The following is a 16,476-nucleotide window of genomic DNA, read 5'->3' on the forward strand; positions in this document are numbered from 1 at the left end:
GTGCTTGGAGACCAGTATAGGGAGGGAGTTATATTCGTAAAGGAATAAGAAGCTATTTATTAATAACCAAAATATTTGGCTATGCGCGATCCCTGTAGGAGCGGCCTTGTGTCGCGATGGGCCGCGAAGCAGCCCCAAAGCCAGCGAATGCGGTCTGTCAGGAATATCCGGGGTGCAGGTTTTGGGGCCGCTTTGCGGCCCATCGCGACACAAGGCCGCTCCTACAGAGGACTGCGAATAGCCCAAAAAAAAGAGGGCCAACCCCTGCCAAGAGATATGGCCCCAACGCACTTGCGAGAGTCACTTGCCTGAAGAGGTTTGGAAAAGTCAGCGCGCGGTTATCACCGCCAGCTTGCTGATCCCCGCACGTTCGATGGCTGCCATGGCCCGCGCCACTTCGCCGTAGTTCACGCCGTCATCGGCCTGCAGCTGCACGCGCACGTCCTTGTCCTTGTCCTTGGCAGCCTTGAGGTTGGTTTCCAGCAGGTCGGGCTGGATCTGGTCCTTGTTGATGAACAGCTTGCCTTCACCGTCGATGCTGACCACCAGCGGGTCCTTCTGCTCCACCGGGGCCACGGCCTCGGTCTTGGGCAGGTTGATGGGGATGGCGTTGGTCAGCAGCGGCGCGGTAACGATGAACACCACCAACAGCACCAGCATGACGTCTACCAAAGGCGTGACGTTGATTTCACTGAGGACTTCGTCGCTGTCCTGGGTCGAAAAGGCCATATCAGGACGCCTCCTTCACGGGTTGGGTGAAACCAGGCTGGGCTTTTTGCACAGCAGGGTGCACCAGCACACGGAAGGCACTCTTCTGCGCCAGGCTGTAGAAGTCGTGGGCGAAGTCGTCGAGGTCGGCAGCGGTCAGCTTGAGGCGACGCAGGAAGTAGTTGTAGACCAGCACCGCAGGCACCGCGACGGCGATACCCACACCGGTGGCCACCAGTGCCGCACCGATGGGCCCGGCGACGGTTTCCAGGCTGGCGGAGCCGGCCGCACTGATGCCCTTGAGCGCTTCCATGATGCCCCACACGGTGCCGAACAGGCCGATGAAGGGCGAGGTGCTGCCGATACTGGCAACCACCGCCAGGCCGGTTTCCAGCGAGCGGCGCTCACGCACGATCTGCTGACGCAGGGCACGCTCCAGGCGGTCCTGGTGGTTGATGGCGTGGCTCAGGTCATTGGCCTGGGTATCGCCAACGGCAATCGCGGCATAGCCGGACTGGGCAACGCGGGCCGCCGGGCCGGGCAGCTCATGGCTGAGTTCGGCAGCCGAGTCCAGGCTGGAGGCAGCCCAGAACTGCTTGTGGAAGCGTTTGTCCTGGTTTTTCAGGCGCACGAACTGCGCAACCTTGACCAGGGCCAAGCCCCAGGTGACGACAGAGAAACCGACCAGCAGCCAGATGACTGCGCTTTCAACGGATTCAAGGGGGGATGCCAGCAGGCTCATGATGGTGTCTTCCTGTGTTCTGCGAAATAGTTAGCGAAGCTTGAAATCGATCGGCACGCTGACCCAGCCGGTCTGGGCCACATCGCCCTGCTTGGCGGGCACGAAGCTCCAGCGCTTGACCGCGGCCAGCGCGGCGGCGTCAAGGGCATCACGGCCGCTGCTTTTCTGTACCTGGATCTGCCCGGGCTTGCCGCTTGGCAGCACCTCTACGCGCAGCAGCACGGAGCCTTCCCAGCCACGGCGCTGGGCCATTTGCGGGTATTCCGGTGCCGGGTTCTTCAGGTACGCGGCGTTGGCCGATGCCGGAGTTATCGGAGCCGGTGCGGGTGGCGCTGGCGCAGGCGGTGCGGGGGCGGCCACCGGCGCTGGCGGTGGTGCTTCGACCGGCTTGGGCTGTGGCTTGGGCGCTTGCTTGACCACAGGCTTAGGCACGGGCTTTGGCTTGGGTTTCGGCTTGGCAGCCAGCTCGTCGACTACCGGTGGCGGCGGTGGTGGCTCGACCACAGGCGGTGCGGGCGCGGGTGGCGGTGGCTCGACCACGGGCGGCGCTGGCGCTGCGAACTCGATGGTCATGGGCGGCACCTGTGGCGGCACTACTGGCAGTTCAGGTGTTGGCGCCTGGCTGACCCAGTACGCCGCAGCGCCATGCAGCACCAGCACCAGCAGGCCCAACACCAGCTTGTCGCGGCGCTTGAGCCCGCTGACGGGCGTGCGTTGCAGGCGCAGCTGGCCAAGCGGGAGGCGAAGCGTGCGTCCAAGCTCGACCAGGTCACCCGGGGCCGGGCGCCATGGCTGGTCGTAGGCCCTGACGGCCGACTGGACATTACCCATTGATCAAACTCCTGGGGTCTCGATTCAGGTGTGTGGCTGAATCATCGGGGCCAGAGGCTTATCTCTTAAAGTAATGTTTAAAATTATGGTTAGAACTTAATTGAATAATGTTTTTGAGGGGTAGCGTGAAAGCCACGGATTGCGAGGGCTGTGGCTTTCATGGCTAAAGGCTATGCATTGTGGGCATGCAAAATATTCGCGTAAGGCATGAGATTGCCGCGAGGGCTGCGCCCTCGATCGCGACGCAAGGCCGCTCCCACAGGAGATTGCAGGCCATTGTGGGAGCGGCCTTGCGTCGCGATGGGCTGCAGAGCAGCCCCGGCAATCCGACAGCATAAAAAAGCCCGGGACCAAGCCCGGGCTTCTCATCATCAAGGGCAGATCAGATATCCGCCACCTTCTGCCAAACCTTCGGCCGGAAGAACAACGTCTCCCCCCGCGCCAACCCGGTCAGGCTGTCATGGTCCTTGACCACCTCGGCCTCGATCAGCTCGCTCTGCCCTTCCACCTTCAAGGTCACCCGCGTGGTAGCGCCCAACGGCCGGATATCCCGCACCTCGGCAGCATGGTGCCCTTCGGTCTCATGCCGCGACAGCGACACTTCGTGCGGGCGGAACAGCACATGGTGCCCTTCGCTCACCGCCAGGCGGTTGGAATCGCCCAGGAAGTGGTAGACGAAATCGTTGGCCGGCTTTTCGTACACCTCGCCCGGCGAGCCGATCTGCTCGATCACGCCCTTGTTCATCACCACGATGCGGTCAGCCACTTCCATGGCCTCTTCCTGGTCGTGGGTAACGAACACCGACGTCAGGTTGATGTCCTCGTGCAGCCGCGCCAGCCAGCGGCGCAGCTCCTTGCGCACCTTGGCATCCAGCGCACCGAACGGCTCGTCCAGCAGCAGCACCTTGGGCTCCACGGCCAGGGCGCGGGCCAGGGCGATACGCTGACGCTGGCCGCCAGACAGCTGCTCCGGGTAGCGGTCGGACAACCAGTCCAGCTGCACCATGTTCAGCAGCTCGTGCACTTTCTCGGCAATCTTGCTCTCGCTCGGGCGCTCGCCCTTGGGCTTCATGCGCAGGCCGAAGGCGACGTTGTCGAACACGCTCATGTGGCGGAACAACGCGTAGTGCTGGAACACAAAACCGACGTTGCGATCACGCACGTCGTGGCCGGACACATCCTCGCCATGGAACACGATGTTGCCCTGGTCCGGGGTTTCCAGGCCGGCGATGATGCGCAGCAGGGTGGTCTTGCCGCAGCCGGACGGGCCCAGCAGCGCCACCAGCTCGCCGCTGTTGATGTCCAGGTTGATGTTGTTCAGGGCCTGGAAGCTGTTGAAGCGCTTGCTGACATTACGAACTTCGATCGACATGAATCATTCCTCCGCGGCGCTGTGGCGCAGGCGGTTAATACGGTTCTCGCTCCACTGCTTGAGCAGCAGGATGAAGAGCGCCAGGATCAGCAACAGGCTGGCCACGCTGAAGGCCGCGACGTGGTTGTACTCGTTGTAGAGGATCTCTACGTGCAGCGGCAAGGTGTTGGTCACGCCACGAATGTGGCCCGACACCACCGACACCGCACCAAACTCGCCCATGGCCCGTGCAGTACACAGCACCACGCCATAGATCAGGCCCCATTTGATGTTGGGCAAGGTCACGTGCCAGAACATCTGCCAGCCATTGGCACCGAGCAGGCGCGCGGCCTCCTCTTCTTGCGTGCCCTGCTCCTGCATCAGCGGGATCAGCTCGCGGGCCACGAACGGCACGGTGACGAAGATGGTCGCCAGGACAATGCCCGGCAGGGCGAAGACGATCTGGATGTCATGGTCCTGCAGCCAAGGCCCGAACAGGCCCTGCGCGCCGAACATAAGCACGTAGACCAGGCCGGCGATGACCGGCGAAACCGAGAACGGCAGGTCGATCAGGGTGACCAGGATACTTTTGCCACGGAAGTTGTACTTGCTCACGCACCAGGCGGCGCTGACACCAAACACCAGGTTCAGCGGTACCGAAATGGCCACGGCGAGCAGGGTCAGCCTCAGCGCCGACAAGGCATCAGGCTCGAAGATCGCCTCGAAGAAGGTGCCAAAACCGTTCTTCAGCGCCTGCGACACCACGATCACCAGCGGCAGCAACAGGAACAGGGCGAACACCAGCCAGCCAAGGCCGATCAGAATGCGCCGCGAGGTAGCACTGCTACGGCGGGCTGCGTTGGCGGCGGCGCTTGCACTCAGGGATGAACTGGACATGCCGGCCTCCTTCAAGGGGTTTCGATGCGGCGCTGCAGCAGGTTGATCAGCAGCAGCAGGATGAAGGAAACCACCAGCATCAGCACGCCGATGGCAGTCGCGCCGGTGTAGTCGTACTGGTCGAGCTTGACCATGATCAGCAGCGGCAGGATCTCGGTCTTCATCGGCATGTTGCCGGCGATGAAGATCACCGATCCATACTCGCCTACGCCGCGGGCGAAGGCCAGGGCAAAACCGGTGAGCCAGGCCGGCAGCAGGGCCGGCGCCAGCACATGGCGGAACACCTGCAGCGGCTTGGCGCCCAGGCAGGCGGCGGCCTCTTCCACTTCACGCGGGATGTCGGCCAGTACCGGCTGCACCGTGCGCACCACAAACGGCAGGGTGACGAAGGTCAGCGCCAGGGTGATGCCCAACGGGGTGTAGGCGATCTTGAAGCCCAGGTCGGCGGCGAACTGGCCGACCCAGCCCGCAGGCGCGTACAGGGCAGTCAGGGCGATACCGGCAACGGCGGTAGGCAGGGCGAACGGCAGGTCGATCATCGCGTCGATGATCTTGCGCCCCGGGAAGGTGTAGCGCACCAGCACCCAGGCCAGCAGGGTGCCGATCACCCCATTGATGATGGCGGCGAACAGGGCGGTGCCGAAACTCAGCTTGAGCGCGGCGATCACCCGCGGCGCACTGATGATGTTCCAGAACTGCTCCCAGGTCAGCTGCGAGGCATGAATGAACATGGCTGCCAGCGGTATCAGCACGATCAGGCTGAGGTACACCAAGGTGTAGCCCAGCGTCAGCCCGAAGCCGGGTATGACGGGGGAAATACGACGCGACATAAGTATCCCTGGTTGAACGCACGAAGCCCGGAATCAATCCCGGGCTGGTGCTAGCTTCTGAAATCCTGGGGCTGCCATGCAGCCCATCGCAGGCAAGCCAGCTCCCACAGGGATCGCGTGACCCTGGGGCCTGTGGTAATCCTGTGGGAGCTGGCTTGCCTGCGATGGGCCGCAAAGCGGCCCCGCTTTTCCTTGGCCCTTACTGTGCCTGATAGATCTGGTCGAACACACCGCCATCATTGAAGAATTTGGGTTGTGCAGTTTTCCAGCCACCGAAGTCCTTGTCGATGGTTACCAGGTCCAGTTTCGGGAATTGCTTGCCGAATTCGGCAGCGACCTTCTCGTCACGCGGGCGGTAGAAGTTCTCGGCGGCAATTTTCTGCCCGGCCGGGCTGTACAGGTGCTTGAGGTATTCGGTGGCAATGTCGGTATTGCCCTTCTTCTCGGCGTTCTTGTCCACCACCGCCACTGGCGGTTCGGCCAAAATCGACAGCGACGGCACGACGATGTCGAACTTGTCGGCACCCCCGTCTTCTTTCAGCGCCAGGAAGGCTTCGTTTTCCCAGGCCAGCAACACGTCGCCCTGGCCGTTGTTGACGAAGGTGATGGTCGAGCCACGGGCGCCGGTATCCAGCACTGGTACGTGCTTGAACAGCTCCTGCACGTAGGCCTTGGCCTTGTCCTCGCTACCACCGGTCTTCAGGCCATAGGCCCAGGCCGCCAGGAAGTTCCAGCGCGCACCGCCAGAGGTTTTCGGGTTGGGGGTAATGACCGACACGTCATTCTTGACCAGGTCGCCCCAGTCCTTGATGCCTTTCGGGTTGCCCTTGCGCACCAGGAACACGATGGTCGAGGTGTACGGGGTGCTGGCGTCCGGCAGGCGGGTCTGCCAGTTGTCCGGCAGAGTCTTGCCGAGCTTGGCCACTTCGTCGATGTCGCCGGCCAGGGCCAGGGTCACCACGTCGGCGCGCAGGCCGTCGATCACCGCACGGGCCTGCTTGCCCGAGCCACCATGGGATTGCTGGATCTTCACCTTGTCGCCCGGGTGGGCCTGCTGCCAGTGCTTGATGAACTCGGCGTTGTACTGCTGGTACAGCTCGCGGGTCGGGTCGTAGGACACGTTCAGCAGTTCGTAGTCCTTGGCGATGGCGGAACCGGCAAAAACAGCACTGGCCAGAGCGGCAAGCGCATAACGGCGAATGGACATGGTGAAGCTCCCGATTGGCATTTTTCTAATTTTGGATGTGAGGCGCGATCAGCCGGGCTTGTTGCCGGGCTGTTGCAGGCGGAACTTCTCCTTGCGCTCGATCTGTACGACCTGAGCGTTGTGCACAGTGATCTCCACCGCACCAAACCGCAGGTCGCGCAAGGCGCTCTGGATTTCACGCAGAATGGTGGCTTCGTCCTGACCGTCGATGCTACGCAGAGATGCACTCATGCTCGTTCTCCTTGGAGTGAGGGTGCCGGGCAGAGGTTTGAAGGGGATTTGCGCCTGGCTTGAGGGCAATAGTAGTGAGGCGGAGTTATTCTTAAAAATACTGTTTAAGAATGTTTATATAACCAAAAATAAACAGTGGTTTTGCAGGCGACAAAATGCCTCTGTGGGAGCGGGCGTGCCCGCGAATACGGCGGTGAATCCACCATCGCATTCGCGGGCATGCCCGCTCCCACAGGGATCAGTGCTGGGTTTTGGTAGTGTTTTCAGGCTCGCGGATTTTGTACCAGGCCACATACAGCGCCGGCAGGAACAGCAGCGTCAGCAGGGTCGCAACGATGATCCCGCCAATCATGGCGTAAGCCATCGGCCCCCAGAACACCTCGCGGGCAATCGGGATCATGCCCAGGCTGGCCGCCGCCGCAGTCAGCAGGATCGGCCGCCGCCGATGGTTGGTGGCCTCCAGCACCGCATCCCATGGCGTGAAGCCCTGCGCCTCGAACTCGTCGATCTGGGTCACCAGGATCACCGAGTTACGAATGATGATGCCCGCCAGCGCCAGGATACCAAGAATCGCCACGAAGCCCATCGGCGTGCCCGTCGGCACCAGCGCCAGCACCACGCCAATCAGCCCCAGCGGCGCCACGCTGACCACCAGGAACAGCTTCTGCACGCTGTGCAGCTGGATCATCAGGAAGGTCGCCATGAGGAACAGCATCAGCGGAATGACCTTGGCAATCGGGCCTTGGGCCTTGCTGCTCTCCTCCACCGTACCGCCCGTGGCCACTTCGTAACCGACCGGCAACTGGCTGGCGAATTCGTCGATCTTCGGCTTGAGCTGCGCCACCAGGTCGGTGGGCTGGATCTCGCCATTGACCGACGCCTTGATGGTGATGGTCGGCTTGCGGTCACGGCGCCATACCAGCGGTTGCTCCAGCTCGTAGCGCACGGTGGCGAACGACAACAGCGGGATCGAAGTGCCGCTCGGGGTGAGTATCTGCAGGTTCTGCAGGGTATCAGGCGAACCCCGCTCGCTGTCCTCAGCCCGCGCAACCACATTGACCAGGTAAATGTTGTCATTGACCTGGGTGATCTGCACACCGCTGACGATGCTGTTCATCACATTGGCCACATCTTCGGACGACAGCCCCAGCTGGCGTGCCTTGTCCTGGGCAATTTCCACGCGCAACACTTTGCCCGGCTCGTTCCAGTCGTAGATCATCTCGCCAATGTGCTCGTTCTGGTCCAGCAAGGTCGCCAGCTCGATGGCGTGCTTGCGCACCTGGTCGATATTGGCGCCACTGACCCGGTACTGGATCGGCCGGCCCACCGGCGGGCCCATCTCCAGCGATTGCACGTTGGTACCGATGCCGACGAACTCTTCATGCAGCAGCTTCTGCAGCCGATCGATCATGCCCTGACGCTCTTCGAAGCCTTTGCTGACGATCACCAACTGGGCGTAGTACGGGTTCTGCAGTTGCTGGTCCAAAGGCAGGTAGAAGCGGATAGCACCCTGGCCGATGTAGGTGCTCCAGCGCACCAGGTCCGGGTCGTCCTTGATCTTCGCCTCCAGGCGGTCGACTACCTTGCGCGTTTCCTCGATCGAGGCGTTTTGCGGCAGGTTGAGGTCGACGAGAATTTCCGGGCGGTCCGAAGACGGGAAGAACTGGTTCTGCACGAAGCGCATGCAGAAAATCGCCAGGGCGAACAGCAGCACGGTGCCGATGATGGTCAACCAGCGGTTGCGCATGCACCACAGCAACCCGCCCTCGAATGCCCGCCCGACCCGTCCGGGCTCGGCCTCGTGTGCCTTGAGCTTGTCGGCCTTGAGGATGTGTACACCCAGCACCGGGGCGAAGAACACCGCCACCACCCAGGACACGATCAGTGCCACGGCGATTACCGCGAACAGGGTATAGGTGTACTCGCCCGCAGAACTTGCGTTCAGGCCGATGGGCACGAAACCGGCCACCGTTACCAGGGTGCCGGTCAGCATCGGGAACGCCGTAGAGGTGTAGGCAAAGGTGGCCGCCTGCTCCTTGCTCTCGCCCATTTCCAGCCGTGTGACCATCACCTCCACGGTAATCATTGCATCGTCCACCAGCAGGCCGAGCGCAATAATCAGCGCTCCCAGCGAAATCCGCTGCATGGTGATGCCGCTGTACTCCATGAACACAAACACCATGGCCAGCACCAGCGGGATCGAGCAAGCCACCACCAGGCCGGCGCGCACGCCAAGGCTGACGAAACTTACCGCCAACACGATCACCACGGCCTCGAACAGCGCACTGGTAAAGCCGCCGACCGCTTGCTTGACCACCACGGACTGGTCCGAAACGGTATGCACCCCGACCCCCACCGGCAGGTCGGCGACCACCTGGTCCATACGCTTCTTCAGCGCCGCGCCGAACACCTGGATATTGCCACCCGCCTTCATGCCGATGGCCAGGCCCAGTGCGGTCTGGCCGTTGTAGCGGAACATCGGTGAGGGTGGATCGACGTAACCGCGCTCGATATCGGCGATATCGGCCAGGCGGAAGAAGCGGTCGTTGATTTTCAGGTTGACGGTTTGCAGGTCTTTTTCCGAAGCGAACTGCCCGGTGGTACGCACCGAGATGCGCTCCGGGCCGGCCTCGATCACCCCGGCCGGGGTCACCGCGTTCTGCGATTGCAGGGCCTGCATTACCTGACGCTGGTCGATACCCAGGGCGGCCAGCTTGCGGGTGGAGAAGTTCAGGTACAGCACTTCGTCCTGGGTGCCGACCAGCTCGATCTTGCCGATGTTGGGCACTTCGCGCACTTCGGCACGCGCCTGCTCCACATAGTCGCGCAGCTGGCGAAGGGTCAGGCCGTCTGCGGTAAACGCATAGATCGAGCCGAACACGTCGCCGAACTCGTCGTTGAAGGCCGGCCCCTGGATGCCCGAGGGGAACTGGCCGCGAATATCCTGGATCTTCTTGCGTACCTGATACCAGATGTCCGGGATGTCCTTGGCCTTGGTGGTGTCGCGCAGGTACACGTAGACCGTGGATTCACCGGGGCGGGTGTAGCTTTTGGTGTAGTCGAGGGAGTCCAGCTCCTCGAGCTTCTTCTCGATCCGGTCGGTGACCTGGTACAGGGTTTCGTCCTGGGTCGCACCTGGCCAGCGGGTCTGGATGACCATTGTTTTGATGGTGAATGACGGGTCTTCCTCACGCCCGAGGTTGAAGTACGAAAAAATCCCCATCAGCAGGCCAACGAACATCAGATACCACACGAATGACTGGTGCTTGAGCGCCCATTCGGAGAGGTTGAAGCTTCCTTTCATTGCGCATCCTCGTCGAAGGTGACCTTCTGGCCAGGCTTCAGGCTGTTCACACCTGCGGTAACGACGCGCTCACCGGGCTGCACGCCCGACGTCAGCACGATGCTGTCAGCGGTACGTTCGATGAGCGCCACGTCCCGGGTTGCCACGGTCTTCTGCTGCGTATCGATCACCCACACCTGGGTCTTGCCGTCGCGTTCGAGCAAGGCACTGCGGGGCAGTTCGCTGCGGGGCGTGACTTGCGAACTCAAGGTCACGCTGATGGCGGTGCCCAGGTGAAAGGCCGCAGGCGTGCCGGCCAAGGTCAGGCGTGCACGGCGGGTGCGGGTGGTGGCGTCGGCCTGAGGTTCCAGTTCGCGTAGCGTGGCGGTGGTGTTGATGGTGGGGTCGAGCTGTGAGGCGACGGTGAAGGTCAGGCCATTGTTCAGTTGTTCGGCCAGGTTGATCGGCAGGTCGATCACTGCTTCCTTCACATCCGGACGGGCCAGCGTCACCACGGCCTGGCCGGCCGTGACGGTTTGCCCGGCTTCGGCCTGCCAGGCGGTAATCACGGCGGCGTGGTCGGTGCGCAGGGTGCTGTAGTCGAGCTGGTCGCGGGCCTGGCTGAGCGCAGAGCGCGCCTGCTCCAGCGCCGCACTGGTGGTTTTCAGGTTGGTCTGGGCGATATCCAGCTGGGCCTGGGCGCCAACGCCGCGGTCATACAGCTGTTGCTGGCGACGGGCATCGGCCTGGGCGTTGATCCACTGTGCCTGCACCTTGGCAAGATCGCCTTCGGCGGCGCGCAGCTGGTTCTGCTGGTCGGTTGGGTCGAGGGTGGCCAGGGTGTCACCCGCCTTCACCTGGGCGCCCACGTCCAGCCAGCGTCGGGCAATGCGCCCGGAAACCCGAAAACCCAGGGTGCTTTCGAAACGCGCCTGGATACTGCCGGCGAAGCGGCCCAGTTGCGACTCCACCTGGGGTTCGACCTTGACCGACAGCACCGGCCGAATCGGCTCTGGTGCTTCTTCTTCGCTACTGCAGCCGGCCAGCAGTACGCCGGCCGAAAGCATCAGCAGCAGGCGCTTCATAGCTCACCCCCTTGGGCCTTGGCATCGACCTTCTGCACCTGCATGCCGGGGTGCAGCAGCTGGCCGCCATTGACCACCACGGTTTCGCCGCCCTTCAAGCCGCTGGCAACCACGATCTTGCCGGTGAGGTAACGGCTGACTTCGACTTTGCGCAATTCCACCTTGTCGCCCTCGCCCACCACCCAAACGGCAGGGTCATGCAGGGCCTTGGTCAGCGCCGACCACGGCAGCTCGATGCTGGGCCGGCCCTGGGCATTGGTGGTGGCGGTCACCGGTGCGCCCAGTTGCATACCCGCTGGCACGTCTTTCAGGCCTACCTTGACCTGCACCGTGCCGCTTTGCGCCGACACCGTGGGGGTGATTTCGCGCACGAAACCCTGCGCCTGGACTTTGGGGTCGTCCAGCAGGCTGACGATCACCCCTGCATCGCTGGGTGGCGCCACCAGCAGTGATTCGTAGACGTTGAACACCGCATCACGGTCGCCGTCAGTGGCCAGGCTGAAAATCGGCATGGTCGCCTGCACCACCTGGCCGACTTCGGCCTGGCGCTCGGTGATCACTCCGGCGGCCTCGGAGACCAGTGCGGTGTAGCTGAGTTGTTCTTTGGCGTTTGCCAGTTGCGCCTGGGCGGCCTTGAGCGCGCTCTGGTTGCTGCGCAGCGCGGCTTCGGCGGAATCGTATTCGCTCTGGCTGGTGTAGCCCTTGGGCAACAGTTTTTGCTGGCGCACGAAGGCGGCGCTGGTCTGGGTAACCCGCGCCTGCGCGGCGAACACCTCGGCCTTTGCCGAGTCGACGTTGTTCTGCAGGTCTTTCGGGTCCAGCCGGGCCAGCACCTGGTTGGCCTTGACGTGATCGCCCACGTCCACACTGCGCGAAATGATCTTGCCGCCAACACGGAACGACAGATCGGTCTGCACCCGCGCCTGCACATCGCCGGTCAGGGTGACCCTGGCAGCGAAATCGGTGGACTGGACCTGTTGCACACCCACCCGAGGCAGCGTCTCGGGGACCTCTTCCTTGCTACAGCCGGTGAGCATGGACAGCAAGCCCAGGCTTGCCAGCAACAGTGGACGCGTCACCCTCATGCAGGCTCCTAGCTTGCGCACAAATGATTTGTGAGATGCGACTGTCAGCGTAGTTCAGGGTTCGGTAAACATCACTGATGGAGATCACTCAGGCATTTTCAGCGCCTGCGCGGGCCCTTTCGCGGGCATGCCCGCTCCAACAGGTCTCAAGGCCGACGCTTCTCCTGTGGGAGCGGGCGTGCCCGCGAAAGGGCCGGTACAGCCACCTAAATGCTTCATTCATATCCAGAAACCATCAGCCACCCGGAAATCCCGTTTCAGCCACTACCTTTCAGATGGCCGATCAATTTCAAGGAAGATCACAATGCCATTAGCTGAATCCCACCGACTGCGCCGTGGGCGCCTTTCGGAGCCAGGCAGGCTCTACATGCTGACCACTATCACGCATCAACGACAGCCGCTTTTCTGTGACTTCCACCTTGCTCGCCTGGTGATCAAGCACCTACGGATCTCAAATGACATTCAAGACTGCCATTCCCTGGCCTGGGTAGTAATGCCGGACCACTTGCATTGGCTGATCGAGCTGAAGGGAGTGACATTGGGAACACTGATGCGCAAGTTCAAATCACGCACAGCCATCGCGTTGCGCAAGGCAGGTGTCAGGCACAAACGGATATGGCAACCGGGTTACCAGGACCATGCGCTGCGAAGGGAGGAGAATGTGGTGCATGTAGCCCGGTACATTGTTGCCAATCCGTTGAGGGCTGGATTGGTCAGAAGTGTCCGGGACTATCCACACTGGGATGCAGTATGGCTTTGAATCGGTGCTGGGGCCTTCGCGGGCTTGCCCGCTCCCACAGGGATCATCACAAGCCTGAAGACTGTAATGTCCCTGTCCCACAGGACCCACCAAAAGCTTGAAAGGTGTGATGTCCCTGCCCCACAAGGCCCACCACAAGCTTGAAAGCTGTGATGCCCCTGTCCCACAGGGCTCACCACAAGCTAAAAGGCTGTGATGTCCCTGTCCCACAGGGCCCAACACAAACCTGAAGGCTGTGATGCCGATGTTCCACAGGGCCCACCACAAGCTTGAAAGCTGTGATGCCCCTGTCCCACAAGGCTCACCACAAGCTTGAAGGCTGTGATGTCCCTGTCCCACAGGGCTCAACACAAGCTTGAAGGCTGTGATGTCCCTGTCCCACAGGGCTCAACACAAATCTGAAAGCTGTGATGCCCCTGTCCCACAAGGCTCACCACAAGCCTGAAGGCTGTGATGTCCCTGTGGGAGCGGGCAAGCCCGCGAATAGGCCGGGTCAGGCGGACGCCGCTACCTGAGCCGGGCGCTTGACCTGCGGCTGCGAAGCGTTGGCCGCTGCGCCTTCCTCGATGGCCTGCTGAATCGCCTTGCGACGACGCTCTTCGCTGCGGCGGCTGAAGTACCAGACGAAGAAGGTCACCAGCGACACCGACAGCAGGATCAGGCTGGCCACGGCGTTGATCTCTGGCTTCACGCCCAGACGCACTGCCGAGAACACTTCCATCGGCAAGGTGGTCGAGCCCGGGCCGGACACGAAGCTTGCCAGCACCAGGTCGTCCAGCGACAGCGCGAACGACATCATGGCGCCCGCCGCCAGCGACGGCGCGATCATCGGGATGGTGATCAGGAAGAACACCTTCCACGGCTTGGCACCCAGGTCCATCGCCGCTTCCTCGATCGACAGGTCCAGCTCACGCAGCCGCGCCGATACAACCACCGCCACATACGCCGCACAGAACGTGGTGTGGGCGATCCAGATGGTGACGATGCCGCGCTCCTGCGGCCAGCCGATCATCTGCGCCATGGCCACGAACAGCAGCAACAGCGACAGACCGGTAATCACTTCAGGCATTACCAGCGGCGCGGTGACCAGGCCACCGAACAGCGTGCGGCCCTTGAAGCGGGTAACCCGGGTCAGCACGAAGGCCGCCAGGGTACCCAGCGCCACCGCTGCCACCGCCGTGTAGCAGGCGATTTCCAGCGAGCGCATCACCGAACCCATCAGCTGGGTGTTGTCGAGCAGGCCGACGTACCACTTGATCGACCAGCCACCCCACACCGTCACCAGCTTGGAGGCGTTGAACGAGTAGATCACCAGGATCAGCATCGGCAGGTAGATGAACAGCAAGCCGAGCACCAGCATCAGCTTGGAGAAACTGAAGCGTTTCATGCGCGACCCTCCATTTCTTTGGCCTGGCTGCGGTTGAACAGCAGGATCGGCACAATCAGGATCGCCAGCATCACTACGGCAAGCGCAGATGCCACCGGCCAGTCACGGTTGTTGAAGAACTCTTGCCACAGCACCTTGCCGATCATCAGGGTTTCCGGGCCGCCGAGCAGTTCAGGGATCACGAACTCGCCCACCACCGGGATGAACACCAGCATGCAGCCGGCGATGATGCCGTTTTTCGACAGCGGCACGGTGATTTTCCAGAAGCTGTTGAAGGTGCTCGAACCCAGGTCCGATGCCGCTTCCAGCAGGCTCTGGTCATGCTTCACCAGGTTGGCGAACAGCGGCAGGATCATGAACGGCAGGTACGAATAGACCACGCCGATGTACACCGCCAGGTTGGTGTTGAGGATTTGCAGCGGCTGGTCGATCAACCCGGTCCACAGCAGGAACCCGTTGAGCAGCCCGTTGTTGCTGAGGATGCCCATCCAGGCGTAGACGCGAATCAGGATCGCGGTCCAGGTCGGCATCATGATCAGCAGCAGCAGGACGGTCTGGGTCTCCTTCTTGGCGTTGGCAATGGCGTAGGCCATCGGGAAGCCGATCAGCAGGCACAGCAGGGTGCTGATGAAAGCCATCTTCAGCGAGCCCAGGTAAGCCGAGAGGTACAGCTCATCCTCGGTCAACAAGCCATAGTTGGCCAGGTTCAGCACCAGCTGGATCTTGTCTTCGACGTAGCTGTAGATCTCGGTATACGGCGGGATCGCCACGTCGGCTTCGGCGAAGCTGATCTTCAGCACGATGAAGAACGGCAGCATGAAGAACAGGAACAGCCAGATGAACGGCACGCCGATCACCACGTGCCGCCCCTTCGGGGTCAGGCGCTGGAAGGCTCGCTTGAGCTTGCGCAGTTTCATGACCGCAGTACCACGCCGCTGTCGTCTTCCCACCATACGTACACTTCATCGCCCCAGGTCGGGCGGGTGCCCTGGCGCTCGGCGTTGGCGACGAACGACTGCACCACCTTGCCGCTCGGCAGCTCGACGTAGAACACCGAGTGGCCGCCCAGGTAGGCGATGTCGTGGACCTTGCCGCGCGACCAGTTGTGCTCGCAGGTCGGCTGCTGGGTAGTGACCAGCATCTTCTCCGGGCGCAGGGCGTAGGTGATGTGCTTGTCTTCCACCGAAGTGGTGATGCCGTGGCCGACGTAGATCTTGCGCTCCAGCTCCGGGCTGGCAATGATCGCGTGGCCTTCGGCGTCGTCGACCACTTCACCTTCGAACAGGTTGACGTTGCCGATGAACTCGCACACCAGGCGGCTGGTCGGCGTTTCGTAGATATCCACAGGCGAGCCGATCTGGGCGATCCAGCCCAGGTGCATGATGGCGATACGCTGGGCCATGGTCATGGCCTCTTCCTGGTCGTGGGTCACCATCACGCAGGTCACGCCCACGCGCTCGATGATCTCCACCAGCTCCAGCTGCATCTGCGAACGCAGTTTCTTGTCCAGCGCACCCATCGGCTCGTCGAGCAGCAGCAGCTTGGGGCGCTTGGCCAGAGAGCGGGCCAGGGCCACGCGCTGACGCTGGCCACCGGACAGCTGGTGCGGTTTACGCTTGGCGTACTGGGTCATGTGCACCAGCTTGAGCATCTCGGCCACGCGGGCGTCGATGTCAGCCTTTGGCAGCTTGTCCTGCTGCAGGCCGAAGGCGATGTTCTGCGCCACGGTCATGTGCGGGAACAGCGCGTAGGACTGGAACATCATGTTGATCGGCCGCTCGTAGGGCGGCATGTCGGTGATGTCGACGCCGTCGAGCAGGATCCGCCCTTCGGTAGGGCGCTCGAAGCCGGCCAGCATGCGCAGCAGGGTCGATTTGCCGGAACCGGAGCCACCCAGCAGGGCGAAGATCTCGCCCTTGCGGATTTCCAGTGACACATCGTCTACGGCGATGGTTTCGTCGAACTTCTTCGTGACCCGGTCGATTTTGACCAGCACCTGCTTGGGTTGCTGGCCACCCTCGAGGGCTTTCTTATAGGCACCGGAGGCAACTGCCATGAGTGAAACTCCCAACAAGATTT

The 16,476-nt window shown here is 62.2% G+C and carries 15 protein-coding genes; 1 reads left to right on the top strand and 14 read right to left on the bottom strand.

All coding sequences use genetic code 11. The features are described 5' to 3' along the window. Nucleotides 1-327 precede the first annotated feature (327 nt). From AK81_RS10605 to AK81_RS10655, 11 genes are all read right to left on the bottom strand, one after another. Nucleotides 328-729 (bottom strand): ExbD/TolR family protein, encoded by a 402-nt coding sequence (locus AK81_RS10605; protein WP_043198881.1) that lies wholly within the window; start codon nucleotides 727-729, stop codon nucleotides 328-330. A gap of 1 nt (nucleotide 730) precedes the next feature. Then, nucleotides 731-1,450: a MotA/TolQ/ExbB proton channel family protein gene (locus AK81_RS10610; protein ID WP_043198882.1), complete on the bottom strand. Its 720-nt coding sequence runs from the start codon at nucleotides 1,448-1,450 to the stop codon at nucleotides 731-733. 30 nt (nucleotides 1,451-1,480) lie between these two features. After that, on the bottom strand, nucleotides 1,481-2,281 hold the full coding sequence (locus AK81_RS10615; protein ID WP_043198883.1) for an energy transducer TonB: 801 nt from the start codon (nucleotides 2,279-2,281) through the stop codon (nucleotides 1,481-1,483). Nucleotides 2,282-2,663: 382 nt separating this feature from the next. Continuing rightward, a complete protein-coding gene (locus tag AK81_RS10620) occupies nucleotides 2,664-3,653 on the bottom strand; it encodes a sulfate/molybdate ABC transporter ATP-binding protein (protein ID WP_016502134.1) in 990 nt (329 codons plus the stop codon). A 3-nt stretch (nucleotides 3,654-3,656) separates the two neighbouring features. Then, on the bottom strand, nucleotides 3,657-4,529 hold the full coding sequence (gene cysW, locus AK81_RS10625; RefSeq protein ID WP_043198884.1) for a sulfate ABC transporter permease subunit CysW: 873 nt from the start codon (nucleotides 4,527-4,529) through the stop codon (nucleotides 3,657-3,659). Nucleotides 4,530-4,540: 11 nt separating this feature from the next. After that, complete coding sequence (gene cysT, locus AK81_RS10630; RefSeq protein ID WP_043198886.1) at nucleotides 4,541-5,359, bottom strand: sulfate ABC transporter permease subunit CysT; 819 nt, start codon at nucleotides 5,357-5,359, stop codon at nucleotides 4,541-4,543. A 199-nt stretch (nucleotides 5,360-5,558) separates the two neighbouring features. After that, complete coding sequence (locus AK81_RS10635) at nucleotides 5,559-6,566, bottom strand: sulfate ABC transporter substrate-binding protein (protein ID WP_043198888.1); 1,008 nt, start codon at nucleotides 6,564-6,566, stop codon at nucleotides 5,559-5,561. 48 nt (nucleotides 6,567-6,614) lie between these two features. Then, on the bottom strand, nucleotides 6,615-6,797 hold the full coding sequence (gene oscA, locus AK81_RS10640) for a sulfur starvation response protein OscA (protein WP_003248957.1): 183 nt from the start codon (nucleotides 6,795-6,797) through the stop codon (nucleotides 6,615-6,617). 238 nt (nucleotides 6,798-7,035) lie between these two features. After that, complete coding sequence (locus tag AK81_RS10645; RefSeq protein WP_043198889.1) at nucleotides 7,036-10,101, bottom strand: efflux RND transporter permease subunit; 3,066 nt, start codon at nucleotides 10,099-10,101, stop codon at nucleotides 7,036-7,038. Continuing rightward, nucleotides 10,098-11,165, bottom strand: coding sequence for an efflux RND transporter periplasmic adaptor subunit (locus tag AK81_RS10650; RefSeq protein WP_043198892.1), 1,068 nt, complete (start codon nucleotides 11,163-11,165; stop codon nucleotides 10,098-10,100). The genes AK81_RS10645 and AK81_RS10650 overlap by 4 nt, the downstream gene beginning before the upstream one ends. Further along, nucleotides 11,162-12,250, bottom strand: coding sequence for an efflux RND transporter periplasmic adaptor subunit (locus tag AK81_RS10655; RefSeq protein ID WP_043198893.1), 1,089 nt, complete (start codon nucleotides 12,248-12,250; stop codon nucleotides 11,162-11,164). Before AK81_RS10655 ends, AK81_RS10650 begins: the two co-directional genes overlap by 4 nt. 304 nt (nucleotides 12,251-12,554) lie before the next feature. Here AK81_RS10655 and AK81_RS10660 point away from each other — a divergent pair, with 304 nt between their 5' ends. Further along, complete coding sequence (locus AK81_RS10660; RefSeq protein WP_043198895.1) at nucleotides 12,555-13,010, top strand: REP-associated tyrosine transposase; 456 nt, start codon at nucleotides 12,555-12,557, stop codon at nucleotides 13,008-13,010. Between the two features lie 493 nt (nucleotides 13,011-13,503). On the opposite strand, the gene AK81_RS10665 is transcribed toward AK81_RS10660, so the two are convergent. The 3 genes from AK81_RS10665 to potA are packed head-to-tail and all read right to left on the bottom strand — an operon-like array spanning nucleotide 13,504 to nucleotide 16,453. Next, a complete protein-coding gene (locus AK81_RS10665) occupies nucleotides 13,504-14,397 on the bottom strand; it encodes an ABC transporter permease subunit (protein ID WP_043198896.1) in 894 nt (297 codons plus the stop codon). Continuing rightward, a complete protein-coding gene (locus AK81_RS10670; protein ID WP_043198898.1) occupies nucleotides 14,394-15,314 on the bottom strand; it encodes an ABC transporter permease subunit in 921 nt (306 codons plus the stop codon). The genes AK81_RS10665 and AK81_RS10670 overlap by 4 nt, the downstream gene beginning before the upstream one ends. Next, a complete protein-coding gene (gene potA, locus AK81_RS10675) occupies nucleotides 15,311-16,453 on the bottom strand; it encodes a polyamine ABC transporter ATP-binding protein (protein ID WP_043198900.1) in 1,143 nt (380 codons plus the stop codon). The genes AK81_RS10670 and potA overlap by 4 nt, the downstream gene beginning before the upstream one ends. Nucleotides 16,454-16,476: the final 23 nt, after the last annotated feature.

It is taken from the genome of Pseudomonas putida W15Oct28, from assembly GCF_000708715.2.
Classification (GTDB): domain Bacteria; phylum Pseudomonadota; class Gammaproteobacteria; order Pseudomonadales; family Pseudomonadaceae; genus Aquipseudomonas; species Aquipseudomonas putida_R.